This is a genomic window from Brevundimonas sp. (assembly GCF_035626535.1).
Taxonomy (GTDB): domain Bacteria; phylum Pseudomonadota; class Alphaproteobacteria; order Caulobacterales; family Caulobacteraceae; genus Brevundimonas.
Genome location: NZ_DASPNO010000023.1, coordinates 1 through 23,968, shown reverse-complemented (window position 1 = coordinate 23,968; position 23,968 = coordinate 1). Strand labels below are relative to the sequence as shown.

The 23,968-nt window shown below is 68.4% G+C and carries 27 protein-coding genes, 1 tRNA gene and 1 pseudogene; 10 read left to right on the top strand and 19 right to left on the bottom strand.

Features of this window, described 5'->3' with window-relative positions; all coding sequences use genetic code 11:
* Positions 1-63: 63 nt before the first annotated feature.
* From VEC04_RS03240 to VEC04_RS03215, 6 genes are all read right to left on the bottom strand, one after another.
* A complete protein-coding gene (locus VEC04_RS03240; protein WP_324773774.1) occupies positions 64-2,436 on the bottom strand; it encodes a VirB4 family type IV secretion/conjugal transfer ATPase in 2,373 nt (790 codons plus the stop codon).
* A complete protein-coding gene (locus VEC04_RS03235; protein WP_324773773.1) occupies positions 2,415-2,699 on the bottom strand; it encodes a type IV secretion system protein VirB3 in 285 nt (94 codons plus the stop codon). The genes VEC04_RS03240 and VEC04_RS03235 overlap by 22 nt, the downstream gene beginning before the upstream one ends.
* 4 nt (positions 2,700-2,703) lie before the next feature.
* Positions 2,704-3,030, bottom strand: a complete 327-nt coding sequence (locus VEC04_RS03230) for a TrbC/VirB2 family protein (RefSeq protein WP_324773772.1) — start codon at positions 3,028-3,030, stop codon at positions 2,704-2,706.
* 159 nt (positions 3,031-3,189) lie between these two features.
* Entirely contained in the window at positions 3,190-3,789 is a 600-nt protein-coding gene (locus VEC04_RS03225) for a hypothetical protein (protein ID WP_324773771.1), read from the bottom strand.
* Between the two features lie 21 nt (positions 3,790-3,810).
* Positions 3,811-6,444, bottom strand: coding sequence for an RHS repeat-associated core domain-containing protein (locus tag VEC04_RS03220; protein ID WP_324773778.1), 2,634 nt, complete (start codon positions 6,442-6,444; stop codon positions 3,811-3,813).
* 71 nt (positions 6,445-6,515) lie between these two features.
* The gene (locus VEC04_RS03215) at positions 6,516-8,111 is read right to left on the bottom strand and encodes a hypothetical protein (protein ID WP_324773769.1); all 1,596 of its coding nucleotides are present in this window, start codon (positions 8,109-8,111) and stop codon (positions 6,516-6,518) included.
* A gap of 110 nt (positions 8,112-8,221) precedes the next feature.
* Between VEC04_RS03215 and VEC04_RS03210 the strand changes: the two genes are divergently transcribed.
* The 4 genes and pseudogenes from VEC04_RS03210 to VEC04_RS03195 all read left to right on the top strand — a co-directional run bounded on the left by VEC04_RS03210 (position 8,222) and on the right by VEC04_RS03195 (position 11,198).
* Positions 8,222-8,773: an Ig-like domain-containing protein gene (locus tag VEC04_RS03210; protein WP_324773767.1), complete on the top strand. Its 552-nt coding sequence runs from the start codon at positions 8,222-8,224 to the stop codon at positions 8,771-8,773.
* 146 nt (positions 8,774-8,919) lie between these two features.
* Positions 8,920-9,144: pseudogene (locus tag VEC04_RS03205) on the top strand (MFS transporter); the annotation flags it as partial.
* 77 nt (positions 9,145-9,221) lie between these two features.
* Complete coding sequence (locus VEC04_RS03200; RefSeq protein ID WP_324773765.1) at positions 9,222-10,664, top strand: aldehyde dehydrogenase family protein; 1,443 nt, start codon at positions 9,222-9,224, stop codon at positions 10,662-10,664.
* Positions 10,665-10,667: 3 nt separating this feature from the next.
* Positions 10,668-11,198, top strand: coding sequence for an SMP-30/gluconolactonase/LRE family protein (locus VEC04_RS03195; protein WP_324773776.1), 531 nt, complete (start codon positions 10,668-10,670; stop codon positions 11,196-11,198).
* Here the strand turns inward: VEC04_RS03195 and VEC04_RS03190 are convergent.
* From VEC04_RS03190 to VEC04_RS03180, 3 genes are read right to left on the bottom strand one after another with little or no spacing between them, the layout of a single operon-like run.
* On the bottom strand, positions 11,087-11,812 hold the full coding sequence (locus VEC04_RS03190; protein WP_324773763.1) for a DUF3299 domain-containing protein: 726 nt from the start codon (positions 11,810-11,812) through the stop codon (positions 11,087-11,089). The two genes, VEC04_RS03195 and VEC04_RS03190, sit on opposite strands and share 112 nt — an antisense overlap.
* The gene (locus VEC04_RS03185) at positions 11,812-13,041 is read right to left on the bottom strand and encodes an ABC transporter permease (RefSeq protein ID WP_324773761.1); all 1,230 of its coding nucleotides are present in this window, start codon (positions 13,039-13,041) and stop codon (positions 11,812-11,814) included. Before VEC04_RS03185 ends, VEC04_RS03190 begins: the two co-directional genes overlap by 1 nt.
* Positions 13,038-13,679, bottom strand: coding sequence for an ABC transporter ATP-binding protein (locus VEC04_RS03180; protein WP_324773759.1), 642 nt, complete (start codon positions 13,677-13,679; stop codon positions 13,038-13,040). The genes VEC04_RS03185 and VEC04_RS03180 overlap by 4 nt, the downstream gene beginning before the upstream one ends.
* 91 nt (positions 13,680-13,770) lie before the next feature.
* Here VEC04_RS03180 and VEC04_RS03175 point away from each other — a divergent pair, with 91 nt between their 5' ends.
* Positions 13,771-14,154 carry a MerC domain-containing protein gene (locus VEC04_RS03175; protein ID WP_324773757.1) on the top strand — a complete coding sequence of 128 codons (384 nt, stop codon included), beginning with the start codon at positions 13,771-13,773 and terminating at the stop codon, positions 14,152-14,154.
* Positions 14,155-14,198: 44 nt separating this feature from the next.
* Positions 14,199-14,390, top strand: coding sequence for a hypothetical protein (locus VEC04_RS03170; protein ID WP_324773755.1), 192 nt, complete (start codon positions 14,199-14,201; stop codon positions 14,388-14,390).
* 124 nt (positions 14,391-14,514) lie between these two features.
* Here VEC04_RS03170 and VEC04_RS03165 read toward each other — a convergent pair whose 3' ends face one another.
* Complete coding sequence (locus VEC04_RS03165) at positions 14,515-15,009, bottom strand: DUF6702 family protein (RefSeq protein ID WP_324773753.1); 495 nt, start codon at positions 15,007-15,009, stop codon at positions 14,515-14,517.
* A gap of 57 nt (positions 15,010-15,066) precedes the next feature.
* Between VEC04_RS03165 and VEC04_RS03160 the strand changes: the two genes are divergently transcribed.
* Entirely contained in the window at positions 15,067-15,198 is a 132-nt protein-coding gene (locus VEC04_RS03160) for a hypothetical protein (protein WP_324773751.1), read from the top strand.
* A 180-nt stretch (positions 15,199-15,378) separates the two neighbouring features.
* Here the strand turns inward: VEC04_RS03160 and VEC04_RS03155 are convergent.
* Positions 15,379-15,468: transfer RNA gene (locus VEC04_RS03155), tRNA-Ser, on the bottom strand.
* A 133-nt stretch (positions 15,469-15,601) separates the two neighbouring features.
* On the opposite strand from VEC04_RS03155, the gene msrA reads away from it, so the two are divergent.
* Both msrA and VEC04_RS03145 read left to right on the top strand, forming a co-directional pair.
* Entirely contained in the window at positions 15,602-16,252 is a 651-nt protein-coding gene (gene msrA / locus VEC04_RS03150) for a peptide-methionine (S)-S-oxide reductase MsrA (RefSeq protein WP_324773750.1), read from the top strand.
* Between the two features lie 2 nt (positions 16,253-16,254).
* The gene (locus VEC04_RS03145; RefSeq protein ID WP_324773748.1) at positions 16,255-16,599 is read left to right on the top strand and encodes an MmcQ/YjbR family DNA-binding protein; all 345 of its coding nucleotides are present in this window, start codon (positions 16,255-16,257) and stop codon (positions 16,597-16,599) included.
* Here the strand turns inward: VEC04_RS03145 and VEC04_RS03140 are convergent.
* The 8 genes from VEC04_RS03140 to flgF all read right to left on the bottom strand — a co-directional run bounded on the left by VEC04_RS03140 (position 16,596) and on the right by flgF (position 23,201).
* Positions 16,596-18,401, bottom strand: coding sequence for a DUF885 domain-containing protein (locus tag VEC04_RS03140; RefSeq protein ID WP_324773746.1), 1,806 nt, complete (start codon positions 18,399-18,401; stop codon positions 16,596-16,598). The genes VEC04_RS03145 and VEC04_RS03140 overlap by 4 nt on opposite strands.
* Positions 18,402-18,462: 61 nt before the next feature.
* Complete coding sequence (locus tag VEC04_RS03135; RefSeq protein ID WP_324773744.1) at positions 18,463-18,975, bottom strand: hypothetical protein; 513 nt, start codon at positions 18,973-18,975, stop codon at positions 18,463-18,465.
* 18 nt (positions 18,976-18,993) lie between these two features.
* A complete protein-coding gene (locus VEC04_RS03130; protein WP_324773743.1) occupies positions 18,994-19,422 on the bottom strand; it encodes a hypothetical protein in 429 nt (142 codons plus the stop codon).
* A 38-nt stretch (positions 19,423-19,460) separates the two neighbouring features.
* A complete protein-coding gene (locus VEC04_RS03125; RefSeq protein WP_324773741.1) occupies positions 19,461-19,937 on the bottom strand; it encodes a hypothetical protein in 477 nt (158 codons plus the stop codon).
* Between the two features lie 385 nt (positions 19,938-20,322).
* Positions 20,323-21,063, bottom strand: coding sequence for a flagellar basal body L-ring protein FlgH (gene flgH, locus VEC04_RS03120; RefSeq protein ID WP_324773740.1), 741 nt, complete (start codon positions 21,061-21,063; stop codon positions 20,323-20,325).
* Between the two features lie 15 nt (positions 21,064-21,078).
* Positions 21,079-21,666, bottom strand: coding sequence for a flagella basal body P-ring formation protein FlgA (locus tag VEC04_RS03115; protein WP_324773738.1), 588 nt, complete (start codon positions 21,664-21,666; stop codon positions 21,079-21,081).
* On the bottom strand, positions 21,663-22,451 hold the full coding sequence (gene flgG, locus VEC04_RS03110; RefSeq protein ID WP_324773737.1) for a flagellar basal-body rod protein FlgG: 789 nt from the start codon (positions 22,449-22,451) through the stop codon (positions 21,663-21,665). Before flgG ends, VEC04_RS03115 begins: the two co-directional genes overlap by 4 nt.
* A gap of 12 nt (positions 22,452-22,463) precedes the next feature.
* Positions 22,464-23,201: a flagellar basal-body rod protein FlgF gene (gene flgF, locus VEC04_RS03105; protein WP_324773736.1), complete on the bottom strand. Its 738-nt coding sequence runs from the start codon at positions 23,199-23,201 to the stop codon at positions 22,464-22,466.
* A 147-nt stretch (positions 23,202-23,348) separates the two neighbouring features.
* On the opposite strand from flgF, the gene VEC04_RS03100 reads away from it, so the two are divergent.
* Positions 23,349-23,968 (top strand): hypothetical protein (locus VEC04_RS03100; protein ID WP_324773735.1); only part of this gene is annotated, 620 nt, incomplete at its 3' end.

The window sequence follows — 23,968 nt, the reverse complement described above, 5'->3', positions numbered from 1 at the left end:
TGTGACGCAGCAGCGTCGAGAGGAACGCGTCGCCGGTGGACAGGGAAGGACAGGCGGCGATGCTCATGCCTGCTCCAGGAGCGGCGCCATCCACTCGGCGGGATCATCGCCCACGGACGCTCGAAGGTCGTCGAGCAGGCGCACGGTCCGTTCGCGGCCCGACAGAATGGTCAGCAGGTCGTCTTCACCCGACAGATCGAGGCGGGCGACGACGCTCTCACCGCCGCGCTTGATGAGGAAGCAATGGGCGCTGTCCGGCAGGGTGCGGATCAGGTCGAACTCGTGGGGCGTCAAGCCGAAGCCTTGGACATAGTCCTCGGCGCGCGCTTTGGCGTTGACCATGAAAATCTGGGTGGCCGCCTGTTCGATAATGGCGCTGGCGATGCGGCTCTCGAGGGCGTCCTGGGCGCTTTGGGTCGCGAAGCCGACGATGCCGTTGCGCTTGCGGATCGTCTTTTCCCAATCCTTGATGCGCCGGACGAAGACGTCGTCGTCCAGCGCCTTCCAGCCTTCGTCGACGACGATGATCGCCGGCGTGCCGTCGAGCCGCTCCTCGACCCGGTGGAACAGGTACATCATCGCCGGCGTACGGACGGTCGGATCGTCGAGTAGCACGGTCATGTCGAAGCCGACGGTCTGCGCCGACAGGTCGGTCAGATCCTTCGGGTTGTCGAACAGCCAGGCGCGCTCCCCGTCGCCCCACCAAGGGCGCATGCGGGACCACAGATCGCCGGCGTGGGGCCGCTGATCGCCGCGGAACAGCTCGACCAGATGCCGCAGCCGGCGGTGCCTGGCCGGCTGGTCGTAGTTGGCGGCGACTGCGTCCCGGATCCTGGCCAGGTCCGCGACGTCCGCCCCGCCCGCGAGCTGGACGATCCAGTCGACGAGGAAGCCGCGGTTGGCCGGCGTATCCTCGAGTTGAAGCGGGTTGAGGCCGGACGCCTCGCCGGGACGCAGCAGGTCATAGCGGCCGCCGATCGCCCGGATGAACAGTTCGGCGCCCCGGTCCTTGTCGAAGAAGATGATACGGGGTTCCAGCTTGCGCGCCTGGGCCAGCAGGAAGTTGAGCACGACCGTCTTGCCGGACCCCGACGGGCCGATGACGGTGAAATTGCCGAGGTCGCCCTGGTGGAAGTTGAAGAAGTAGGGGCCCGCCGCCGTGGTCTCCAGCAGGGTGACGGCGTCGCCCCAGTGGGATCCGGTCTCGGCGCCGGTCGGGAAGTTGTGGATGCTGGCGAGGCCGGCGAAATTGTTCGTCGACACCAGCCCCCGCCGGGCGATGTATTTGAAGTTGGCGGGGAACTGGGCCCAGAAGGCCGGCTCCAGGGCGATCTCCTCGCGCACCGCGACGATGCCCATGTCGGCGAGCGCAGCCGTCACCTCGGCGACGCCGGCGTCGATCTCGTCCAGCGTTGCACCGCGCACCGCGATGGTCATGTGGTGTTCGCCGAAGCCGGCACGCCCCGCTGCGACATCGTCCTTGGCGTGGGCGAGTTCGCCGCGCAGGGACAGCGCCTCGTCCTCGGCGGAGCGCATCCGCCGCAGGGCCAGGTTCATCCGATCCAGCGCCGTCTGCCGCTCGACGAAGGCGAAGGACTGGGTGATGACCAGTTCGAACGGCAAGCGCAGCAGTTCGTCGAACATGCCCGGCGAACTCCAGGCGGGGTAGTCCTTGATCGAAACCAGACCGAGGAAGTCGCGGGGGACGTGGCCGGCGGCGGACAGCTCCACCGTGTCCTGGCCGAAACTGACCCGTCGATAGGGCAGGTAGGATCCCAGATCCTGATGCGGCAACAGCACCGGCCGCTGCTCGGCATTGTAGAGGCCGGAGAGGAACTCCAGCGGCTCCGAGCAGACGCCGTTCGGGGTCTCGTAGACCCCCAGAAGGCGCGGCGCATACTCTCCCAGGGCCGAGAGCAGGGCGTCGCGGCCCGCGTCCAGCTGGCCGAGCTCCGCGACCTGCCCGGCGTCCGGAGTCTCGCCGGCGCGGACGAACCAGTTGCGGACCTGGTCCGCCACTCCGATCCGGCCCTGCAGCGGACGCCGCACCAGCGTCAGATAGAGGTCGTTGACGAACAGCTGTCGGGTGGCGAGCCGCTCCGCCCAGCGGTCTCCCAGCGCCTGGGAGAAGTCGTCGGGGAACATCTGGTCGAGGTCGACCTCGACCCGCCGCCGCACCACGTGGTGATAGAGGGCGAAGCGGGACGAGCCGATGGCGCGCAGCATCGCGTCCCGCAGGGTCTTGCGGTAGTTCAGCTCGCTGGTGTCCGCGGTCTCAAACAGCAGGCCGCGCAGATGGATGACCTGCAGAAGCAGTCCGTCCCGCGTCTCGATCGTGTGATCGTTGACGTGCCGGGCGTAGGGGAGGTGAACGCCGGCCGGTTGCTCGAGCCTTACCGTGCGAGCCCCCTGGCTCAGGGTCGGTAGGAGTTGCATCGCCAGATACGGTGGTTGCGGACTCGCGGGCACTGACCGACGCGGGTCAGCCACAAGTCGATGATCCGGGGCTCGCGCAGGCAGAGCAGCACGCCGACGCCGTGGACGACCAGGGCGACGGGCAGCACCCAGATCGAGCGGAACACCAGGAACAGCTCCGCGGCGACCACCGCGTTGATCACGAAATAGCTGTAGGTCACCCCGGCGAACATCTGCGGCCGGGTCAGGGCGGTGAACAGGGGCGTGCGGTCCAGTTCGTCCACGGCCCTAGCCCGCGAACGCGGCGGTCGACCGGATCCCGGCGACGATGCTCACGGCGCCGAACAGGATGAAACAGCCCAGGATGACGACCGCCCCATAGCGCCAGTTCATCCGGCCGGTCAGCATCATGAAGCCGACGCAGGCCACGGCGATCACGGCGACCACGGTGGCAACCGTGCCCAGCAGGGTGCCCTGCAACCACTGCACGGCGGAAACGATCGGGCCCGAGCCCCGGGGATCGGCGAGCGCCGTCTGGGCCTGCGCCGCCACGGGCGCGCCGGCTGCCAGCGCCGCCGCGAGACTCACGCGAAACTTACTCGACAGATTGGTCATTCAGCCCCCGACACCCCTGCGGACCATAATGACGAGTTTCCGGGGGATGCCAAGTGCGGCGGGCTACTCGCGGGTCTCATTTCAGGCGGGCTCGATTCCCCCCGGGGCAAGCCCCGCTCAGTTACCCTTGCAAGCTCCTGCGCGGGTAAGGTGATCAAACTACCGTAGTAAGTCTGTGTAAGGGTTTTTCAGTCGGGTCGATACAATACTTGCGATTGTCGGAACGAAACTAATCACCCCGGCAATGAAATCTAACACGCCATAGCGACCGCGGAGTTGTTGGGCAAGAAGGTTTCTTCTGGCGGGCAAGTGTCCCAAGGAGGCTCCTTTGCGCCAAAGGTCTCTTGCCCGTTGCAAATCTTGCGCAGCACCATCTCCGCGAAAGTATATCCCGGCCAACGCGTTGAATGCTGGCGGGTAGTTTTTCGAAATTGCTTCCTCCAACTTTCGTCTAGCTTCAGCTATCCGGCCCATGCGGAGGTAGGTTAGTCCCAAGCCAAAAGTGCCGCGTACGGAGCCGGACTTCTCCGCCACCTTGTACCAAGCTTCGGCGCCAGGAAGATCTGGCTCATACATGCTGCCGACCCTCATGGCATCGGCGACGAATAGGATGCTCATGATTGAACCTTGATGAGACAGCCTCTCGAGCTCTTCCAGACCGCGGCGCCAATCTTGGGTTGGGATCAAGTCCCGAGCACGTTCATATTCGAGAAAGAGCGGGTCGTTCCGAGCATCTATGTCATAGTTCGTGCTGGGCATACATGATCCTGGTCGAAGCTATTATTGGGCGGCCACGGCTCCCAAGCCAACTAAGCCGAGACCGCCAAAGACTGCTAGGCCGCACGGTTCAAGCACAACGCATATCGCTCCACCGATAACTGCTACTCCTGCGACGATCGCTAGCGGATCGATTTCCCCTGGCGGCGGCGGCGGCGGCGGCGGAGGGCTAGGCGAGGGTGAGGGCGTGGGGCGAGGCGACGCCGGAGGTCTGGGCGGAACCACTACGGGCGGTGGAGTCGATCCCGGGGACGGCGGTGGGTTTGCGCCACCGGGGCGTGCTCCACCGGGCCTGGGCCTCGCTTGGGGCGGCGCGGCAACAGGCGGGCGTTGTTCGGGAATATCCTCTGCTTCCGGTGGACTGCCATCCAATGCACCAAGCGCTTCGCAGACGTACCCGCAGGCCTTGACCCACTTCTTCCACCATGGATCGTCTGCCGCGGCCCCTGTTGTCGCGGCTCCTTTTGCCACGGTTCCTGTCGGGTCGAGCTTATTGAGCGGATCGTTCCCTACATAGGCGTAGAGGTTCATCTGATCCTCGTAGCCGACCGGATCCGTCTGCAGGAACCGTCCGAGCCCAGGGTCATAGGCCCGCGCCTTATAGTGCCACAGCGGGGCGCCCCGAAGCGTGATCTGGCCGGTGTAACGGAAGCGCGAGCCGCCGCTGAAGCCGTAGTCCGCATCTGGTTCACCATAGGGCGAGTAGCGATAGGGCTGGCCGAGGAGCGCCCCCGTGGAGCCGGTCGTGGCGATGATCGAACCCTGGGCGTCGGCGTGCAGCCAGCGGCGATCGGTCAGGGTCGAGCCCTCGTACCAGACCAGCGGCTCGTCGGGACCGGGCCCATGGGTGTAGCGGGCGGTCAGCGTCCCGGCGCCGTCGTACTCGGCCACCAGCCGGTCGCCGTCGTAGAGGAACTGGGTCGTCGTCCCGCCGGAGACCGTCTGCCGCAGCCGACCCAGCGGGTCGTACGACAGGGTCATGCTCGAGGCGCCGCTGATCGATGTCAGGCGGTTCTCGATGTCGTAGGTGTAGTTTCGCGCGCCGTCGGCGGTCAGGTTGCCCCGGCCGTCATAGCCGAAGGCCGCGCCGGCCACGGAGGTGTAGCGGTTCAGTCCGTCGCGGGCGTAGGTCTGGGCGACGGTCGGCTGGACGTAGCTGTAGACGCTGTTGGACAGGCTCCTCTGGCGGACCTGACCGGCCGGGTTGAAGGCGAAGGCCTGGGTCAGATCCTGCGCCGTGCCGGCCAGATTGTGCGTCATGGACCAGTCGCGGCTGTTGGCGACGTAGCTCCAGTCCGTCGTGGCGCCATTGCCGCGGGCCAGGTAGTCGCGCCGGCCGAGGCTGTCGTAGACATAGAAGTTCAGCAGCTGGGCCCCGGTGTAGACCCCGTTCTCGCGCAGCTGGATAACCCGGTCGGCGCGGTCGTAGACGAACTCGATGTAGTCGGTCCCGGGCCAGTAGAGGCGTGTCCTGCGCCCCGCCAGATCGTAGTGGCTGGTCAGGGTGCGGCCGTAGGAAGTCTCGGTCAGCTGGCGGCCGAGCGCGTCCCAGGTCCAGATGATGGCGTTGGACGAACTGGCGCTGTCGAACCGCGCCGACAGCCGCCGGCCCAGATTGTCATAGGTCGAGAAGACGTCGTCGGCCGTTCCGCCGGTTCCGGAGGTCGCCTTCACCATCTCCCGGTTGAGGGCGTCGTAGGTGAAGGTGAGGCTCGGGGCGCTACCCGGAGCGCTGGGATTGCGCAGCAGCTTGCTGACGAGGTTGTCGTTGGCGTCGTAGCCGTACTGCTCGAAGTCGTTGGCGTTGGCCGCGTGGGCCCCGAGGGCCGGCGACGGGAAGTTCAGCCGCAGCAGCCGGTCGAAGCCGTCATAGGTGTAATCGGACCGGTTGCCGTTGGCGTCCTCGATCCAGTCCACCTTGCCGTTGGGCGTCCAGGCCTGCGTCTGGGTGGCCTGCACCAGCGGCGTCCCGTAGGCATTCTGCACCACCGTCAGGCGGCCGGCGTTGTCGTAGGTGTTGCGGGTGATTCGGTCGGGGCCGTCGGTGCCGGTCGCGGACAGAGCGCAGGCGCCGGGAAGCGAGCCGAACGCCGCCGGGTTCATCCGCACGGCCGTGCACAGGGGCCGGCTGGCGGCATCGTAGGCATAGTCTGTCACGCCGACCAGCCCCGACCCGATATACTGGCTGTCGCGGACCTTGCGGCCGGCGGAGTCCCAGGCGGTGTCGGTGCGGCTGAGCGACGAGAAGGCGGCGAAGGCGGCGTCCGACTGGCCGGTCGTCTCGCCCCGCTCGACCCGCGTGATCTGTCCGCTGGCGTCATAGGTGGTGCGGGTGGCGGGGTAGCCGAGCGCGCCCGTGACGTCCGGGTCGGGACCGATCGAGCCGACCGGCCGGCGCAGCGCGTCATAGGTCCACCAGGTCAGGTCGACCGTTCCCGGCAGCGGCCCGTCCACAGTCCGCACATTGCCCACCACGTCATAGGTGGTGGTGGTGGTCGCCGCGAGCGCACCGTCGCCCGAGGCCACGGTCACCGACACGGGCAACAGGTTGCTGCCGACGCCCGGGGAGCCGGTCTGGTAGGTGGTGGTGGTCTTCACCTCGTCCGCGCTCTGGGCCAGCGCTGGTCCCCCCAGCATCGCCACTAAGGCTGCGATCGGGAGCAGGAGCGAGCGACGTCCGCGGCGTGCGGTCTGGATCCGGACGGCCATCAGCAGGTCGCTCCCGTCATGCACTGTGATTGCCCGACCATCACCCACACCGGGCTCGGCGCCTGGGTGATCGCCCCCGATCCGTCCTGCCTGTACCAAGCGTAACGCTGCTCCCAGGTGTAGCGCGTCTGGGGTCGCACGGCGCCCGGCGTCGGCGCCGGGGCGGTTTCCGTCAGAACGCCGCCATGTACCGGACTGTAGGTGTAGTCCGTGACATTCCCTCGCGCGTCGGTGATGGAGGTCGGACGACCGCAGATCATGGGCGAGCTGCAGTTGGCATAGGCCGCGGTGATGCTGGTGCCCGTCAGGCCGGACCCCGGTTTGCCGATGCGAAATACCCCGGTCACGTCGCCCCGGTCGGTATAGCCGACCTGTTCCTTGTTCCCTTCCGGGTAGGTTACCTGGGTCAGGCGGCCTGTCTCGTACTGGTACTCGGTCACGTTCATCAGCGGATCGCGGAAGGAGCGCGGATTGGTAATGCGCCGCCCCGCGGGCGGGCCGTCGAAACTAGACGAGATTATCAGACGGCTCTGCTGACCGAGCGGATCGGTCACATAGGTCGCCGTCTCGAAATAGGCGGGGATCGGCGGGGGCGGGGGTGGCGAATACCAATAGGTCCAAGTGCCGGCGCCATCGTTGACCGTCACTACCTTGCCCAGATCAAGGTCAGGGGTTGTGCCCCAAGTAACGGAGATTACCTGTCCGGTCCCGGCTGCCGGACGACTGTATCCGGTGAGCCAGCCGCCGCTAAAGAAATAGCGTGTGGTGTTGCCGAAGGAGTCAGTGATGGTCCGCTCGGTTGAGCTCTTGGTGAAGGTCAGACTGGGCCAAGTCTGAGAATAGGTGCAGGTCGCCGCTGTCGGCGCACACCAGTCGACCGTGTTGTTGAAGGCGGTGACCTTCGCCAGCTCTCCCCACCCGGCCAAGGTCTTTTCGTTGGTCAAGTATTCAAAGTGGATTTGGTAGCCGAGGTTGTTGGTGACGGACTTCAGGCGTTTGTAGGGGTCGCCCGTCTCGGCCTCGTAGTGGAAGGTCCACACCTCGCCGTTGGGCTTTGTGACGCTGGAGACCATGCCGAGCCGCGCGACATAGGGTGCACCCGACCGCAGATTGAGGCTGAATTCCGTCCGCGTGCCGTCCAGCGCTGTGTAGACGAGATTGGTCGTGTTTCCCCCGACCAGTTCTCCTGAGCCGTTGACGAGGTCGTAGTTGTAGTCGACGTCCCGCTGATAGTAGGTCGTCGCACCTTGGGGCACGGTGACGTAGACCCACGGATAGTCGGAGCCGTCGCCGATGATCGGTTCCTTGTTGGCCAGCCCGGCCATGTCGTGGATGAACGTGTTCGCCGCGGTGTCGTAGTTGACGGTCAGGCTGAGCCCGCCTTGACCCGGCTGGCCGATCGAGATGGTGTGACCTGGTCCCTTGATCTTGCCGGACAGCAGGTTGACGCCATTGCGATCGACGGGCTGGTAGGCGTCCGGCTGAGGAATCTGCGCCAGCGCCGGTCCGGCGAGGAATATCAGAGCGGCTCCGAGAGCAGCGCCGAGGCGAGCCGTTGTTGCAGCGAAAGTCCGGACGTACGTCGAAAGCATCATCAGCAGGCCCCACCCTCTCAGCTTGACAGTACCAGCTAACTGGTGATGGTCTTGCAATGTCAACCGGAACTTGTCCGGGGCGGGCGCGCCCGGCCTCAGGAGACTGTGGAATGTCGATCCGAAACCGCGCCACGGCCGCCTGCGTCACCGCCGCCTTCGCGACCTTGATGATGGCCTCAGCCCCGACAGCCCAGGAGGCGGTCCAGTACGGCTATGACGCCCTGGGTCGCGTCGTAACGGTCACCTACGGCAACGGCACGGTGATCACCTACGCCTACGACCCCGCCGGCAACCGGACCGAGGTCACCACCGGTACCGCGGGCGGAGGGCCGGGCGGCGGCAACTCCAATCCGGTGGCGGTCGGCGACTATTTCGAGCGTAGGGTCGGCACCTCGAGCGCGCTGCTGGTGCTGGCCAACGACAGTGATCCCGACAGCAACCCGCTGCACGTCTCGGCGGTCACCACGCCCACCGGCGGAACCGCGACCATTCCGTCGGGCGGCGCCTCGGTCACCTACGTGGCTCCGGGCACGCCCGGCAGCTACACCTTCAGCTACACCGCCAACGACGGCCAGGGCGGAACCGCCAACGCCTCCGTCGAGGTGTTCGTCAAGCTTGGCCAAAGCTACTGCAACCAGTTCCCCGACGACCCATACTGCTGACGGCGGGCCCCGACCTCATCGAGGTGCCATCGCCAGTGGGTGTAGGCGCGCATCTTCTGGACCCGCTTGCTGCGGATCTCCGCTGCGAACATCGGCCCAACCGGTTCCACCAGAGCCGCACGGTCTCATGGCGGATGTCAAGGCGCGAGATGTTCCCCAACCAGATGCGCGGCTCGCCGCTGGCGGTGGCCGGTTTCGCCCAGTGGATCGCCAACTTCGGCATCTCGGTCAGCTTCCCGTCCATGGCGGCGGGGCTGGGCCTGACCGTCACCTACGGCTTCTACGCGGTGAGCGCCTTCGTCTCCTGCTTCCTCGTCAAGGCGTGGATCAAGGAGACCCGCGGGCGTGAACTGGAAGACATGACGGGCTGACCGCGCGCGCGTCAGCCCCTATCTACCCCTCACGGGCGGCGCTCCCCCGCCGCCCGTGTCACTGTTGAGGACCGGCCATGACTGACACGATCGAACTGTCCCACTGGATCAATGGCGAGAAGGTCGCGGACGGGCGGCCCTCGGAGAGCCTGAACCCGTCGGACACGCGCGATCTGGTGGCCCGCACCCCCGACGGGGGCGTAGACGAGGTGAACGCGGCCGTGGCGGCGGCCAGGGCGGCCTTCCCGGCCTGGTCCGAGGCCTCGCCGGAGGTTCGCTCCGACATCCTGGACAAGGCCGGAACCCTCGTCATGGAGCGGCGCGAGCAGCTGGGCCGGCTGCTGTCGCGCGAGGAGGGTAAGACCCTGCCGGAGGGCATCGGCGAGACCGTCCGTGCCGGCCGCATCCTGAAGTATTTCGCCGGCGAGGCTCTGCGCCTCCACGGCCGGAATCTGGCGTCGGTGCGGCCAGGGGTCGAGATCCAGACCTACCGGCAGGCCGTCGGCGTGTTCGGCCTGATCACGCCGTGGAACTTCCCCGTCGCCATCCCGGCGTGGAAGGCCGCGCCCGCCCTCGCGTTCGGCAATACGGTGGTCATGAAGCCGGCCGGCCCGACCCCGGCGACGGCCGAGGCGCTGGTCGCCATCCTGCATGAGGCCGGACTCCCCGGGGGCGTGCTGAACCTGGTGATCGGCCGCGGCGGCGTCGGCCAGGCCATCGTCGACCACCCGGATGTGGCCGGGATTTCCTTCACCGGCTCGCAGGGCGTCGGCGCGGGTGTCGCTGCGGGCGCGGTCCGGCGGCAGGCGCGGGTGCAGTTGGAGATGGGCGGCAAGAACCCGCTGATCGTGCTGGATGACGCCGACCTGGAGCGGGCGGTGATGATCGCCCTCGACGGCTCCTACTACGCCACGGGCCAGCGCTGCACCGCGTCCAGTCGCCTGATCGTCCAGGACGGAATTCATGACCGCTTCGTCGAGGCGCTGGCCGAAAAGGTCGCGGCGCTGCGGGTCGGCGCTGCGCTGGACCCCGACACCCAGATCGGTCCGGCGGTCAGCGAGGACCAGCGTGAGACCTCCTACCGCTACATTGACATCGCCAGGGGAGAAGGCGGCCGCATCGTCACCGGCGGCGAGCGGCTGACGCTCGCCGCGCCCGGCTGGTACGTCCAGCCGACCCTGATCGCCGACACCGACGCGAAGAGCCGGATCAACAACGAGGAGGTCTTCGGCCCCGTCGCCTCGACCATCCGGGTCAAGGACTACGAGGAGGCGCTGGAGATCGCCAACGGCGTCGAATTCGGCCTCTCCGCCGGCATCGTCACCAGTTCGCTGAAACACGCCCGCGACTTCCAGCGGCGGGCGAAGGCGGGGATGACCATGGTCAACCTGCCGACCGCGGGCGTCGATTATCACGTGCCGTTCGGCGGCTCGAAATCGTCCAGCTACGGCCCGCGCGAGCAGGGTTTCGCGGCGGTGGAGTTCTTCACCCAGACCAAGACCTCCTACTCGGCCGGCTGATCGATAAGCGGGGGCGCGGAACTGCTCTGGGACGTCCAGGCGGAACTGGGCGAGGGGCCCGTCTGGGACGACGCCCGGGCCTGTCTCTGGCTCGTCGACATCAAGGGTCGCAGGCTGCATCGCTATGATCCCGCCGATGGCGCCAAGCGGTCTTGGGACACGCCCGACCAGACCGGCTTCGCCCTGCCGGCCGAGGATGGCTCGCTGGTCTGCGGCGTGCGCGGCGGCCTGCACCGGTTCGATCCGTCCGGAGCTTCACCCCGGATGCAGCGGAAACCAGCGCTCACCTCATCCACCGCTCACCTGATGCTGAAAGCCGCTGCCGCGGCTCGCGCCTACCTCGCGTTTCGCGGAAAAAAGGAAGAGGCCCAGCCAGTCCATCGCCACCCGCCGCCGACCGCTGCGGGCCGGATCAGGCAGAGTCAGGCGAAGATCCGTTCGATGATCCGGGCGGCTCCTTCGGGGATGACGAAGAACAGGCCCTTCTCCCCGTCGTTGGCGAGCTGCAGGACCCCGGTTACTTCGACCAGATGATAGCCCGCCTCGATCGGTCGCGAGAGGCGCACCTCGATCACCTCGTTGGGCTCGGCCGGTGGATGGAAGAAGCAGACCGGCGTGTAGGGCGAGATGAGGAAATGCCCGGTCCTGGCCGCCGCCTCCAGCGGCAGCATATAGCCCCGCACGGTAACGCGCCGCCCCGCTATGGCCCGAACCGGCGCGGGATGGGAGGCGGTGAAGAGCTGGCTCCGCTCGTCGATGGCGATCCGCGTCTGGCGCAGGGTCTCCCACAGCGGACCATCCGCCCGCGGCAGGTTCAGCTGCGCCTGGCGCTCCGCGGCGAGTTCGTCATTCCAAGGGCCGATGCTCGTGGCCGCCATTGGACCAGTCCGGATCGGCGGCAGATCGTCGAGGGTCCTGTCCAGCGGATCGGGAGGGCTGGCCTGGCCTGGCGACGCGGCTTGGGCAGCCTGCGCCGAGGAGCGCGGCGGCTGGGCGCCGGTCCGGTCCAGCGCCGGCCCGCCGGTCTCGAGCTGGGTAGAGGAAGTCTTCTGGCCCGCGGAACCTTGATGCGGCGACCGTTCCACCGGCTCTTGCCCGCATGCCGAAAGCCCCAGAAGCGGGATCATCAGTATGGTCAGGCGAATCATCAGCCTTCTCCCAGCACGTCGACCGGGTCGGTCCGTCCGGCGATGATCGCCGCCGGCAGGCTCGCCAGCAGTCCGATGAGACCGGCCGCGCCGACCAGGGCGAGATCAAGGATCGAGGGCGGCGCGATTGGCAACGACAGGGGCGCGCCGCCCCAGCGCGCCACTGCTTCGGACAGGCCCCGCGCAAGAACCACGCCGGCGATCCCGCCCGCGAGCCCGAGCAGGACGCCCTCGGTGGAGACCAGGACCGCCAGGCGGGCTCGACTGGCGCCGAGGGCCTTCAGCAACGCCAATTCGCGGCGGCGGGCCAGGATGGCGGCGCTCATCGCCACGATGAAGCCGACGCCGGCGAGCGCCAGCAGGCCTTGGCCGAGCCGGGCCAGGGCTCCGGCGCCCGCCCCCAGCAGACCGTTGAGGCGCTGCGTCTCGCGCGGCGGCGAGGCGGCCTGCAGGCCGGCGATCCGCGCCACCTTTGGCGGCAGAACGACCGCGCCCAGCGAGGACCGGTAGCGGATGAGGACCGCGGTGACTTGCCGATCCGCCTCAGGCGCAACGGAACCTCCGTGGCCGTGCACTTCGTCCGGATGGGGCGCATCGGTCGCGCCGGCGTTCTCGTGATCATGGAGGGCCCAGACGCTCGCGACATCGGTCAGGATGACCCGGTCGATCACCGCGCCGGTCGGGGCGAGAACCCCGACCACCCGATAGGGTTCGCCTTCGTGGGCGTATCCGCCGGGCGACAATCCGTGCGCGCCGGCGAAGGCGTCGCCGACAGCGAGACCTTGGCGTCGCGCCACTTCCGCGCCGACGACCGCCTCAAGCGGAGATGACCACCATCGGCCGCGGTCGAGCCGGGCCCCGTACAGCGCGGCGTAGTCGCGTGTCGTGCCGACGATCCGCGCGCCTCCGAAACTGTCGCCGAGCGACAGCGGGACGGCCGTCGCCACCAAGGGATCCGCCGCCAGACTATCCGCCTCCGCCAAGGGGATGTTGCCTGTGGGGACGTCGGCCTGGAAGAGGGTCGACATCACCAGTTGCAGCGGACTGCCTTCCGCGCCGACGACGAGATCGACCCCGGCGAGATCGCGCGCCAGCTGCACGCGTGCGGCCTGTTCGACGAGCAGGACAGCGCCGGTGGCGGCCACGGCTACGGCGAGCGTCAGCCCGTGGAAGGACCAGGTGGCGGGTTTGCGGCGGATGAAGGCGAGGACGAGCTTGAGCGGCGTCATGCGGCGGCCTCGATCCGGCAGGGATGCAGCGCCAGCCGACCAGGGATCCGGCAAGTGAGCCGTTGATCATGGGTCGCGATCACCAGGGTCGCTCCGGTCGAGCGCGAGGCTTCGAGCAGGAGATCGACCACCTGATGCGCGTTGGCGTCGTCGAGGCTGGCGGTCGGCTCGTCGGCGAGGAGGAGGCGCGGCGTCATCAGCATGGCCCGCGCGACAGCTACGCGCTGAGCCTCACCCCTGCTCAGCCGTTCGGCCTGCCGGTCGGCGAGATGTTCGAGCCCGACCGCCCGAAGCCGCTCGAAGGCTGCGGCGCGATCCTGCGGCAAGCCGGCGGCGAAGGGGGCCAGCAGCAGATTGTCGAGGACGCTGAGACCTGACAGCAGGTGCATGTCCTGGAAGACCACACCCATTCTGCGTCCGCGCACAGTTGCCCGGCGATGGGCGGGCAGGCCGCTGAAGGCCTCACCGTCGAGCCGCACCATTCCGTCGATCGGCGGCAGCAAGCCCGCGAGGGTGAAAAGCGCGGTCGTCTTGCCTGACCCAGACGGCCCCAGGATCAGCGCTGCGTCGCCTGCGCCGAGCGCCGCGTCCTCCAGGCTGCCGACAGGCGTCCGGCCACGTCCGACAGTCAGTCCCAAGGTCTCCAACAAATCTTACGTCTCCCGGGAGCCAGGTCTTGCATGTGATGTTATAAAGTAACAGATACGGGCGACAATTGGGAGACCATGCATGCCGACGCCTCGAGCCGCCGCTTTCGGAGACAGTTTCGCCATTGGTCTGTCCAGCCTCTGCCTGGCCCACTGTCTGGCCCTGCCGCTCGTCGCGAGCCTTCTGCCCGTCGCCGGCGCCTGGGCTGAAGCGGAGTGGGTGCACTGGCTGTTCGTCCTCCTCGCGGCGCCGGTCTCGCTATGGACGTTTCTCCATCCGAAACGGCGCACCTGGTTGCTGATCGCGCTTGCCGGCGCCGGGCTGGCCTTGCTGGTCGGGGGCGCGGCGGGGTTTCCCAGCCATGAGCTCGAAACCCCGCTCTCGGTGGCCGGCGGGCTGGTTCTGGCCGGGGCGCACATCCTGAACTGGCGGCGCAGGCCGCGCTGTCACGGCGGTCAGGCCTGACAGGCGCGGCAGAATCCGCGCCCTTCGACAACCACGCTCGTCAGATGGAAGCCCCGCAGGTCGAGCAGCCGAGGCGCCTGCGCCATGTCGACCGGAGCGGGCTCCGACACCTCGCCGCATCGATCGCGGATGAACAACGCCACGGCGTCGTGAGGGTGCGCTCCGCCGCCCCGGTCGCTTCGTCGAACAGCGGGTTGGCCGTGCGCCATTTCGACGCTTCGGCGCAGCGGTTCTGATATGGAGAGTTCGAGGTGTCCCGTTCGGCCGCTGGTGTTGGAACGCCGGGGACTTAACCGGGCCTCCGATGAAAAGGCTTGTAGAGGGCCCGCCCGCCGTCCCCCTGACCTGCGCCGTCAATGGTCAGAATGTGAGAGTCTGGGTCGATGAGCCGTTCCTGAACCTGGCCGACCGTGTCACTCCGTCGATCCGGACGTTGACGAGAATTTCCTGATCCTCGTGCACGCCGGGGAAGAAGTTCAGGTCGACGCCCACTGCACCGATCTGGCGATCTGTGGTGAACCCGGAGAACTCAACCCGGATACTGTCGCCGGCAAGGTGAGTGTCGGTGCGGGAAAGCGTCACCGGCTCGCCGTCGAGCGAGACCTCGAAGTGGCTGCCGAGGTGTTGCTCCAGCGCCCGGACGGCGTCGGCGTCGTCCAGCGATGGCTGAGCGTCCGGTGCAATGCTGGGCAGGGCGGGCTCGACATCATGAGCCGCCAATCTGTGGGCGACATGGATCTGGCCGTTCGCCGTATCGATCTGCACGACCGTGAGGCCGCCATGTCCCTTGTGGGCCGCCACGGGGGCGGCCGTTCCGACGAGCGCCGCGACGATCAGCGTAGCCGTGAGTCTCATCGGCGCGCGCTCCGGGTGGCGGTGGAGTCGGGACTCACCTCGACGTCCATGTCCCGCATGCGGCCCGCGACTCTGCGCGGCCAGATCGCGAACGTCACTGACGAGTATTATTTCACCGTCTTCGGCAGCCGCAGCTTTGGCCTGAGCGACGGGCGTCGGGCCTCGCTGACGTTGGCGGTCGATTTCTAGGGAAGCCCCGCCGCAGGCCTCTGGATATCCGCTTGTCGGCCACGGCCGTATGTCCGCTATTGGCGCCAAGCGGCCGCGACCGCCTTTCCAGGCCCGAAACGCCCGACTTCACAGGCAGTCGGGATTGAACGGGTATACCTGCGATGCTGAATTGTTACCTATATCCAGTAGGATATGCGGTGGCGGACAGAGAGGGATTCGAACCCTCGGTAGGCTTTCACCTACACACGCTTTCCAAGCGTGCGCGATCGACCACTCCGCCACCTGTCCGTTCCACGACGCATCGTGAGCCGCCGGATCGGTCTTTCCGGCGGAGGCAGGCTGATAGAACAAGCCGACCCCCTCGGCAAGCGCCGCCGGACATCCCATATAGGCCTCGCACATTCGACCCCGGAGGCCCGCCATGCAGTTCAGGAAATCCCACGAGATGCCGACCCCCGACGCCGCCCTCCCGGGCCGCGCCGAGCCGGTGCGCACCGACGAGGTCCATTACGTCAACGGAAGGCCTCTGAAGGGTCCGCATCCGGAGGGGTTCGAGACCGCCATCTTCGGCATGGGCTGCTTCTGGGGCGTCGAGCGGGTGTTCTGGCAGCTGCCTGGCGTCTGGGTCACCGCCGCCGGCTATTCGGGCGGCTACACGCCCAATCCGACCTATGAGGAGACCTGCACCGGCCTGACCGGCCACGCCGAGGTGGTGCAGGTGGTCTTCAACCCGCACGAGATCAGCTACGGCGAGCTGCTCAAGGTGTTCTGGGAGAATCACGACCCGACCCAGGGCATGCGCCAGGGCAATGACATCGGCACCACCTACCGCTCGGCGATCTATTATCTGAACGACGCCCAGAAGGCCGAGGCCGAGGCCTCGCGCGACGCCTATCAGGCCGCCCTGAAGAAGGCGGGCCGCGGCGACATCACGACCGAGATCGCCTCGGCCGGCCCGTTCTGGTTTGCCGAGGACTATCACCAGGCCTATCTGGCCAAGAATCCCGGCGGCTACTGCGGCATCGGCGGCACCGGCGTGACCTGCCCGATCGGCGTCGGCGTCGAGGCCTGAGCATGGACCGGGCGGGGGTCGGCAAGGTCTGCCTGGCGCTGCCGGCGGCGACGCTCGACCACCCGTTCGGCGAGCATCACGATGCGTACCGGGTCGGCGGAAAGATGTTTTGCATGGTCGGCGAGCGGGGCGGCGTCTCGTTCAAGGTCTCGGACATCGCCTGGGAGGTGCTGACGGAGGACGGCCGCGCCCGCCCCGCGCCCTATCTGGCGCGCAACAAATGGGTGAACCTGCCGCGTATCGACGACTGGCCCGACGACGAGCTGGCCGAACATCTGGGCATCGCCCACTCGATCGTGGCCGCGACGCTGACGAAGAAGGCGCGGACGGCGCTGGGTCTCGCCTAGTTCGCGGACCGCCCCTTCTCCTCGGCGATCCAGCGGTCCATCCGCTCGTCGAGCAGCCCCAGCGGCAGCGGCCCGTCGACCAGCAGGGCGTCGTGGAAGCGGCGCACGTCGAACCGGTCGCCCAGTTCCTGCTCCGCCCGCGCCCGGATCGCCCTCAGCCGGATCTCCCCGATCTTGTAGGCCGTCGCCTGGCCCGGCCAGCCGATATAGCGCTGCAGCTCGGTCTCGATATTGTGCGGGGCCAGGGCCGAGTTGTCGCGGAAGCAGGCGCGGGCCTCCTCGATTTCCCAGCCCAGCCAGTGGATCCCGGTGTCGGCCACCAGCCGGCAGGCCCGCCACATCTCGTAGCTCAGCCGCCCGAACCGCTCGTAGGGCGTCCGGTAGAAGCCCATCTCCTCGCCGAGGAACTCCGCATACAGGCCCCAGCCCTCGGTGAACGCGGTGACGTTCACGTCCTTGCGGAAATAGGGGCCTTCCTCGGCCTCCTGCTGCAGGGCGATCTGGATGTGGTGGCCCGGGGCGGCCTCGTGCAGCGTCAGGGCGGGCAGTTCGTACAGCGGCCGCTGGTCCAGCCGCGAGGTGTTGACCATGTAGCCGCCGGCGACGCCGTTCTCCATCGAGCCGCTGAAATAGCGGCCGGTGGTGTAGTTGGCCTCGATCTCGGCCGGCACGGGCCGGACCCCGTAGGGCGTGCGGGGCAGGGTGCCAAACAGCGCAGGCAGGCCGTCGTCGGCCCGCTTGGCCATTTCCGAGGCCTTCTCCAGCAGATCTTCGCGTGTCGTGGCGTAGAACTGCGGATCGCTGCGCAGGAAGGCGAGGAAGGACGCGAAATCGCCGGTCCAGCCCGCCGCCTGCATCTCCGTATCCATGCGGGCGCGGATGCGGGCGACCTCCTCGCGGCCGATCTGGTGAATCTGGTCCGGCGTCAGGTCGGTGGTGGTGTAGCCCTGCGTCAGAAAGGCATAGAGCTCGCGCCCGCCCGGCCGATGCACCAGTCCCAGGCTCTGCGGCGCGCGCGGCAGATAGTCCTCGCGCAGGAAGCGCACCCATTCGCGGCGCTGCGGCATGATCCCCTCGGCCACGGCGCGGGCGGCGCGGGCGCGCAGGGCGGACTGATCGGCGGCGGGGATCGTGTCCGGCAGGCTGGCCAGCGGCTTGAGCAGCGGATCGGACCCGGGCGTATAGGCCGCCTCGGGCTCCATCAGGCTCAGCGCGTTCTCGACGATCGAGCGCGGCTGCACGAGGCCGCTCTCCAGCCCGCGGCGGGCGTCCTCCAGCGGATGCCGCCAGAAGTCTGGCATCGCCTCCAGCCGGGCGATCCAGGCCTCCGCGTCCTCGCGCGTCGCGATGCGGGTCACGCTGGCCAGATAGGCCGCCGACTGGCCCGGCCCGCCCTCCGAGTTGAAGGCGCCGATCCGGCCCGTATCCAGCGGGATGCGGGCCCGCGAACGCTGCAGCACCCAGCCGAGGAAGGCGTGGTTCAGCCGATCGTCGTCGGTGAGCGTGGCCGGATCGATCGCCGCCAGCCGGTCGGCGAACCCCTTCAGCACCGGCTCCTGAGCCAGTTCGAAGGCGCGCGACACGTCCGGCAGGCGCGACAGGGCCTCCTTGTCGCCTTCCATCCCCGCCGAGATCGGGTCGATGGCGCGCAGATAGGCTTCGTAATCGGCGAGGATCGAGGCCAGCGCCGGATGGTCGGCGTTCTTCGTCGCGGTCGGCGGCGTCTGCGGCTGCGGGGCCGCGGTCGCGGGCGCGGCGGCGGCGAGCAGGGCGGCGGCCCCGATGGCGATCATGGTCTTCATGGCGTCCCCTCTGACTGGCGTGGGACTGCACCGGAGGCGGGGCCGCCCGTCAAGCGGCCCGTCAGCCGCAGAAGGCGAAGAAGCGCTCGATCCTGGCGGCGGAGCCCGGGTGGGGAACCATGGCGTGGCGTCCGTCCGAATGTTCGATAGTCATCCATTCGGCTTCGCGGAACCGTCTGAAGACGGGGTCCGCCGCAGAGGCGTTCGCGACCAGAAAGACCCCTTCGTGTAGCTCCGACGGCTCGGACTCCGCGGCATAGGCGACGGCTTCGCCGCCCGCCTCGAGCCGGATGAACGGCGGCTCGTCCAGCGCTGCGGGAGCGACCATGGCCAGCCTGCCGGTCCCTCTCCGGCATTCGAGGGCCAGCCACACGTCGTCGCTCTCGTCGAGGCCGAACGCCAGGCTCGCCTGGTCGCCCTCGATGTACGACAGCCAGTCGTAGTTCTCGATCGGCGCCGGCGGAGCGACGGGAACCATCGGCGGCGTCGAGGGCGGGGCGCCCGTTTCGACGCCGGCGCAAGCGGCGGCGCCCAGGACCAGGCCCGACAGGACGAGAAGGGTGCGCGTGCGCATCGAGAAGTCTCCGGGCGATCAGCCCGAGCACAGTTCGGTGAAGCGGCGCAGTTTGGCAAGGTGGGGCCGCGGAACCTCGACGGCGCGACGCTGCTCGCCGACCACGGCCGCCATCCGGCCCTCGGCCGCGAAGGCTGCGAACACCGGGTGATCGGTGCGCAGGGTCAGCTTCAGCGCGCCTCGCTCGGCCGTGGACTCCGTCACGGCGGAGGCTTCGCCGGCGGTCACCCGGGCCATGCCGGTCTCCGCCTCTCCGCCATAGAAGGCGACGCGGGCGACTCCGGAGGCCGGATCGCACTCCAGCGTGAAGCGCAGGCTGGGGGTGTCGGGGACCTCGTTGGCGAGGGCGACGCGCGCCTCGTCCGTGTAGAGCGTCCATGTCCAGGCTGCTTCTGGCGGCGTCGTCTGCATCGCCATCAAGGCAAGGCCGGCAAGACTGGCGATCATGGTTCAGCCCCCGCTGAATGGTCCGCTACAGGATGTGATCAGACCTTGTCGGTTCCGCAATAGGCGAAAAACTCGCGGACCAGGCGCCGTTCGTCGACGTCGGCGGTCAATACGAAGTGACCGGCGTCGCCCTCGACGTCGAGCTTGCCGCTCCGGGCCAGCTTCCGCAGGGCGGGGTCGCGCAAGGGGATGCGAGCCTCGTCGGCGAGGCCGCCGCTCAGCGGATCGATCGGCGCCGCGGTCATCGACGCCTTGAGCAGACGCGGGCTGGCGGGCTGGACGTCGCCGTAGACCACGGCCTGGGCCTGGCCCGGCTCGCAGGTCATCATCAGCGCCAGCTGGTCCGAGTTCGCCACGCCATAGGCCAGCTTGGCGACCGCGCCCTCGTGGCTCAGGTGCCAGCCCATCGGCGCCACGCCCGTCTCGACGACGACGTCGGCGTTGGTGGCGCGCGACTGGGCCGCGACGGCGATCAGGCCGAGGGCGGCGACGGCGGGGATGGCGAACTTGAACATGGAAACGGTACTCGCGTCTGGCAGGCAAACGCTGGTTTCCGTTAACGGTTCACGGCCCCGCTTTAAGGAATGTGGGTTGCTGGCCTGTACTGACGAAAAAGCCACAGGGCCGAGCGACGGCCGGTCGAGCACAGACGCCTTGTCATCCCGGCCGACGCGAAGCGGAGAGCCGGGACGGGCAGGGCCTCGACGCCAACCTCCCGGAAGGCGCGCAGCGGCTATCCGGGAGAAGGGCAGGGCGGCCCTCGTTTTCCCCGTCCTCGTCCCGGTGGCGGCCAGTCGTCTCCCGGATCAGCCCTGTGGCTGTCCGGGAGGTCTCAAATGTTGATCGATGCGTCCCGGATAGCGCCTGCGGCGCTTCCGGGATGACAAGACCAGGCCTGGATCAGAACGGACTGAAGCGCTCAACCAGCGACTGGGCCGCCGGCGTAGCCTGCACCCGGCTGATGTCGCCGCGGCCGCCGTAGCTGATGCGCGCCTCGGCGATCTGGGTGTGGGCGATGGTGTTGGCCGAGCTGATGTCTTCCGGCCGCACGATGCCGGCCACGGTCAGTTCGCGGACCTCGCGGTTGGTGCGCACTTCCTGCCGGCCCTGGATAACGAGGTTGCCGTTCGACAGGACCTCGGTGACGACGGCGGCGATGGTCAGGCTGACCTTCTCCGAGCGGTTCACCGAGCCGGAGCCGTTGGCGTTGGACTCGCCTTCCAGCCCCACCAGGTTGGCGGGGTCGAAGCCCCCCGGAAAGGCGCGGCCGAGGCTGTTCTCGAGGCCGAAGAAGTTGGTGATGCCGCCCGAAATGTCGTTGGTGCGGCTGCGTTGGGTCGAGTTCTGCGTCTGGGCGCGGTCGTCGATGTCGATGTTCACGGTCAGGATGTCGCCGATGCGGCGCGCCCGCTGGTCGCCGAAGAAGGTCCGGGCCCCCGTGCGCCACAGGCTGTTGGCGCTGGCCGAACGCTCGGCCTGCTCGGGGGAGGGCAGATAGACCTGGCTGGTCGGCACCAGGGCGGCGGGATAGCCGATCGGGGCCAGCTCGGGGCCGCGTACGGCCTCGACGGCGGTGGAGCAGGCGCCGAGCGCCAGCGTCGAGGTCAGGGCGGCGGCGGTGACGATCAGGGCGATGCGCATGGGAACTCTTTCCGTCTAACGGGCGGCGAACTGTTGGGGGCGGTGGGCGGGGCCGGCGACGGCCTGCCCGGGCCCCGTGGCCACGGCGTCGAAGACGCGGCCGGACTGCAGGTTGCGAATGGCCAGGCGCTGGCCTTCGGCGGCGTTGCCCTCGGCGCGGCCGCTTATGGTCAGATGCACGCCCGGGGCCTCGTAGATGACCTCGACGATGTCGTTTCGGCTGATGACCCGGTCGGCGTAGGCGGTGCGAGCGGGCTGGGCGCGGACCGGCGCCGGCGCGGCGGCTTCATCGGCGGCGGCGATGGCGGTAGGGGCGGGGGCGACGGCGGCGTGGCGCACGACCACCCGGCGCAGCCCGGTCGGATTTGCCCAGTCGAGGCCGGACTGGCGCGCCAGAGCCTGAAGCTGGCCCGCCTCGAACACCGCCGAAGGGCCCGAGCGGGCGCCGATCACCACGCCGGAGGCCGATCCCGCGCCGTCGAAGACGTCGCCCAGCGTGACCTGTCCGTCGACGTCCACCGGATGGGTCTTGAGCGTGACGGGACCGGCGAGGGCGGGGCCGGCGATCAGCAGCGCCGCGGCGGCGGCGATCAGGGCTCTCACGACTTCACCTGCCCGGCGACCGACAGCATCTGGTCGGCGGTGGTGATCACCTTGGAGTTCATCTCATAGGCGCGCTGGGCGATGATCAGGGCGCTGATCTCGGCGACGGCGTCGACGTTGGAGGCCTCGGTGTAGCCCTGCAGCAGCTCGCCGAAGCCGACCTCGCCCGGCGAGCCGACATTGGCGGGGCCCGAGGCCGCGGTCTCCAGCAGCAGGTTGTCGCCGATGGCTTCCAGGCCCGCCTCGTTGAAGAAGCTGGCCAGTTCGATCTGGCCGACGATTTGCGGCTCGGTCTCGCCCTGGGTGATGACCTGAACCTGGCCCGACTTGGACACCGACACGTCGATGGCGTCCTGCGGGATCGAGATGTTCGGCTGCACCGCATAGCCGTCGTCGGTGACCAGCTGGCCCTCGCCGTTGACGGAGAAGTTGCCGGCGCGGGTGTAGGCGGTCTCGCCCGAGGGCATCAGGATCTGGAAATAGCCGCGCCCGTCGACCGCCATGTCGTAGCGGTTTCCCGTCTGGGTCGGCGTGCCCTGCTCGACGACGCGGTAGACCGAGCCGGCCTTGACGCCCGCGCCGATCTGGATGCCGGTCGGGACCACGGTGCCCTGGCTGGACGACTGCGCGCCCATCCGCTCGACGTTCTGGTACAGCAGGTCCTGGAATTCCGCCCGCTGACGCTTGAAGCCGACCGTGTTCATGTTGGCGATGTTGTTGGAGATGACCTCCACGTTCAGCTGCTGGGCGGCCATGCCCGAGGCGGCGGTTCTGAGCGCTCTCATGTCCCGTTCTCCTTACGCGGCCCGGCCCAGGCGCTCGACGGCGCGACGGGACAGGTCGTTGGTGTTCTCGATCATCCGGGTCACGCTCTCGTAGGCGCGCTGGATCTCGATCAGGTTGGTGATCTCGAGGATCGGATTGACGTTGGAGCCCTCCAGCATCGCCTGGCGCACCTGCACGTCGTTGGCGGCCGCGGGCGCGGCGTTGGAGGCGTTGCGGTAGAGGCCGTCGCCGCCCTTCTCGAGCACCGCCAGGGTGTCGAAGCGGACCACGCTCAGGCGCCCGACCGGCTGGCCGTTCTGGCTGATCGTGCCGTCGGCGGCCACGGCCACCTGTCCGAGCAGGGGATCGAGGACGATGTCGCCGCCATCGCCCTGCACCGCGGCGCCGCCCTGGGTGGTCAGCCGGCCTTCGGGATCGAGGGTGAAGGCCCCGTCGCGGGTGTAGGCGTCGCCGTTGCCGTCCTTCAGGGCGAAGAAGGCCCCTTCGCCCTCGATGGCGAAGTCGAGGCTGCGGCCGGTCTGCTCCAGCGCGCCCTGGCTGAAGTCGCGGCCGACGCCGTTGTCCATGACGAAGCTGACGCCCGGGCGGATGAAGGCGTTGCGGGCCCGTTCGCCGACCTCTTCGCCGAGCAGCAGCTGCTCGACCTTGAAGCCGGTGGTGTCGGCGTTGGCGATGTTGTTGGCCACGATGTCGAGCTCGCGGCGCAGCGTCATCTGGCGTGACAGTCCGGCGTAGGCGGCGTTTTCCACGGGGCGGCTCCTTTCGCCCCGGTCCTTCGCAACGGTCGTGCCAACAGGGTTAACCCAGTCAGGACGGGCGTTTCGGCCGCAAGGCCGTCGTTCGAACCCGGCAGGTTTTGCCGGTTCTTAGCGCCTCGTTAACCAAAAACGTCTCGAATGGATCGAGAGATTCTCGGGGTGCGTGGCATGTTCAAATTCGGCAAGAAGAAGGGTGCGGCGGCGGCGAGCGACGACGCCAACCTGCCGGCCGTCACCGACGGCGAGACCGTCGAGGGCGAAGACGCCGCGCCGAAGAAAAAGAAGCTGCCCCTGCTGTTCATCGTCGTCCCGGCCGCCCTGGTCGTGCTGGGCGGAGGCGGCGGCGCGGCCTTCTTCCTGATGCAGCCCAAGGCCGAGGCGGCCGAGAGCGGCGGCCACGGGGCCGAGAAGAAGGGCGGTCACGGCAAGGCGGAGAAGAAGGGCGGAGGCGGCCACGGCGCCGGCGCCTCGGGCGAGGCCAATCCCGCGCTCGGCGTCATCTCCGAGGGCCCCGACGGCGTCACCTTCTACACCCTCCCGGACATGGTGGTGAACCTGCAGACCGCCGACGGCCGACCGGCGCATATGAAGCTGAAGCTGACCTTCGAGATGCATGACGCGGCCCTCGCCGAGCATTTGCAGGCCGAGCTGCCGCGGATGAACGACATGTTCCAGACCTCCTGCATGAGCTGCGGCCTGAGGACCTCGCTGGATCGGCCGGCAGCTTCCCGCTGCGCGCCGAGATACTGCGCCGGGTC

Coding starts and splice junctions, on each gene's coding strand:
- VEC04_RS03240 (WP_324773774.1), bottom strand. CDS start 2,436: ATGCAACTCCTACCGACCCTGAGCCAGGGGGCTCGCACGGTAAGGCTC.
- VEC04_RS03230 (WP_324773772.1), bottom strand. CDS start 3,030: ATGACCAATCTGTCGAGTAAGTTTCGCGTGAGTCTCGCGGCGGCGCTG.
- VEC04_RS03225 (WP_324773771.1), bottom strand. CDS start 3,789: ATGCCCAGCACGAACTATGACATAGATGCTCGGAACGACCCGCTCTTT.
- VEC04_RS03220 (WP_324773778.1), bottom strand. CDS start 6,444: ATGCTGGGGGGACCAGCGCTGGCCCAGAGCGCGGACGAGGTGAAGACC.
- VEC04_RS03215 (WP_324773769.1), bottom strand. CDS start 8,111: ATGATGCTTTCGACGTACGTCCGGACTTTCGCTGCAACAACGGCTCGC.
- VEC04_RS03210 (WP_324773767.1), top strand. CDS start 8,222: ATGTCGATCCGAAACCGCGCCACGGCCGCCTGCGTCACCGCCGCCTTC.
- VEC04_RS03200 (WP_324773765.1), top strand. CDS start 9,222: ATGACTGACACGATCGAACTGTCCCACTGGATCAATGGCGAGAAGGTC.
- VEC04_RS03190 (WP_324773763.1), bottom strand. CDS start 11,812: ATGATTCGCCTGACCATACTGATGATCCCGCTTCTGGGGCTTTCGGCA.
- VEC04_RS03185 (WP_324773761.1), bottom strand. CDS start 13,041: ATGACGCCGCTCAAGCTCGTCCTCGCCTTCATCCGCCGCAAACCCGCC.
- VEC04_RS03175 (WP_324773757.1), top strand. CDS start 13,771: ATGCCGACGCCTCGAGCCGCCGCTTTCGGAGACAGTTTCGCCATTGGT.
- VEC04_RS03170 (WP_324773755.1), top strand. CDS start 14,199: ATGGAAGCCCCGCAGGTCGAGCAGCCGAGGCGCCTGCGCCATGTCGAC.
- VEC04_RS03165 (WP_324773753.1), bottom strand. CDS start 15,009: ATGAGACTCACGGCTACGCTGATCGTCGCGGCGCTCGTCGGAACGGCC.
- VEC04_RS03160 (WP_324773751.1), top strand. CDS start 15,067: ATGCGGCCCGCGACTCTGCGCGGCCAGATCGCGAACGTCACTGACGAG.
- msrA (WP_324773750.1), top strand. CDS start 15,602: ATGCAGTTCAGGAAATCCCACGAGATGCCGACCCCCGACGCCGCCCTC.
- VEC04_RS03145 (WP_324773748.1), top strand. CDS start 16,255: ATGGACCGGGCGGGGGTCGGCAAGGTCTGCCTGGCGCTGCCGGCGGCG.
- VEC04_RS03140 (WP_324773746.1), bottom strand. CDS start 18,401: ATGAAGACCATGATCGCCATCGGGGCCGCCGCCCTGCTCGCCGCCGCC.
- VEC04_RS03135 (WP_324773744.1), bottom strand. CDS start 18,975: ATGCGCACGCGCACCCTTCTCGTCCTGTCGGGCCTGGTCCTGGGCGCC.
- VEC04_RS03130 (WP_324773743.1), bottom strand. CDS start 19,422: ATGATCGCCAGTCTTGCCGGCCTTGCCTTGATGGCGATGCAGACGACG.
- VEC04_RS03125 (WP_324773741.1), bottom strand. CDS start 19,937: ATGTTCAAGTTCGCCATCCCCGCCGTCGCCGCCCTCGGCCTGATCGCC.
- flgH (WP_324773740.1), bottom strand. CDS start 21,063: ATGCGCATCGCCCTGATCGTCACCGCCGCCGCCCTGACCTCGACGCTG.
- flgG (WP_324773737.1), bottom strand. CDS start 22,451: ATGAGAGCGCTCAGAACCGCCGCCTCGGGCATGGCCGCCCAGCAGCTG.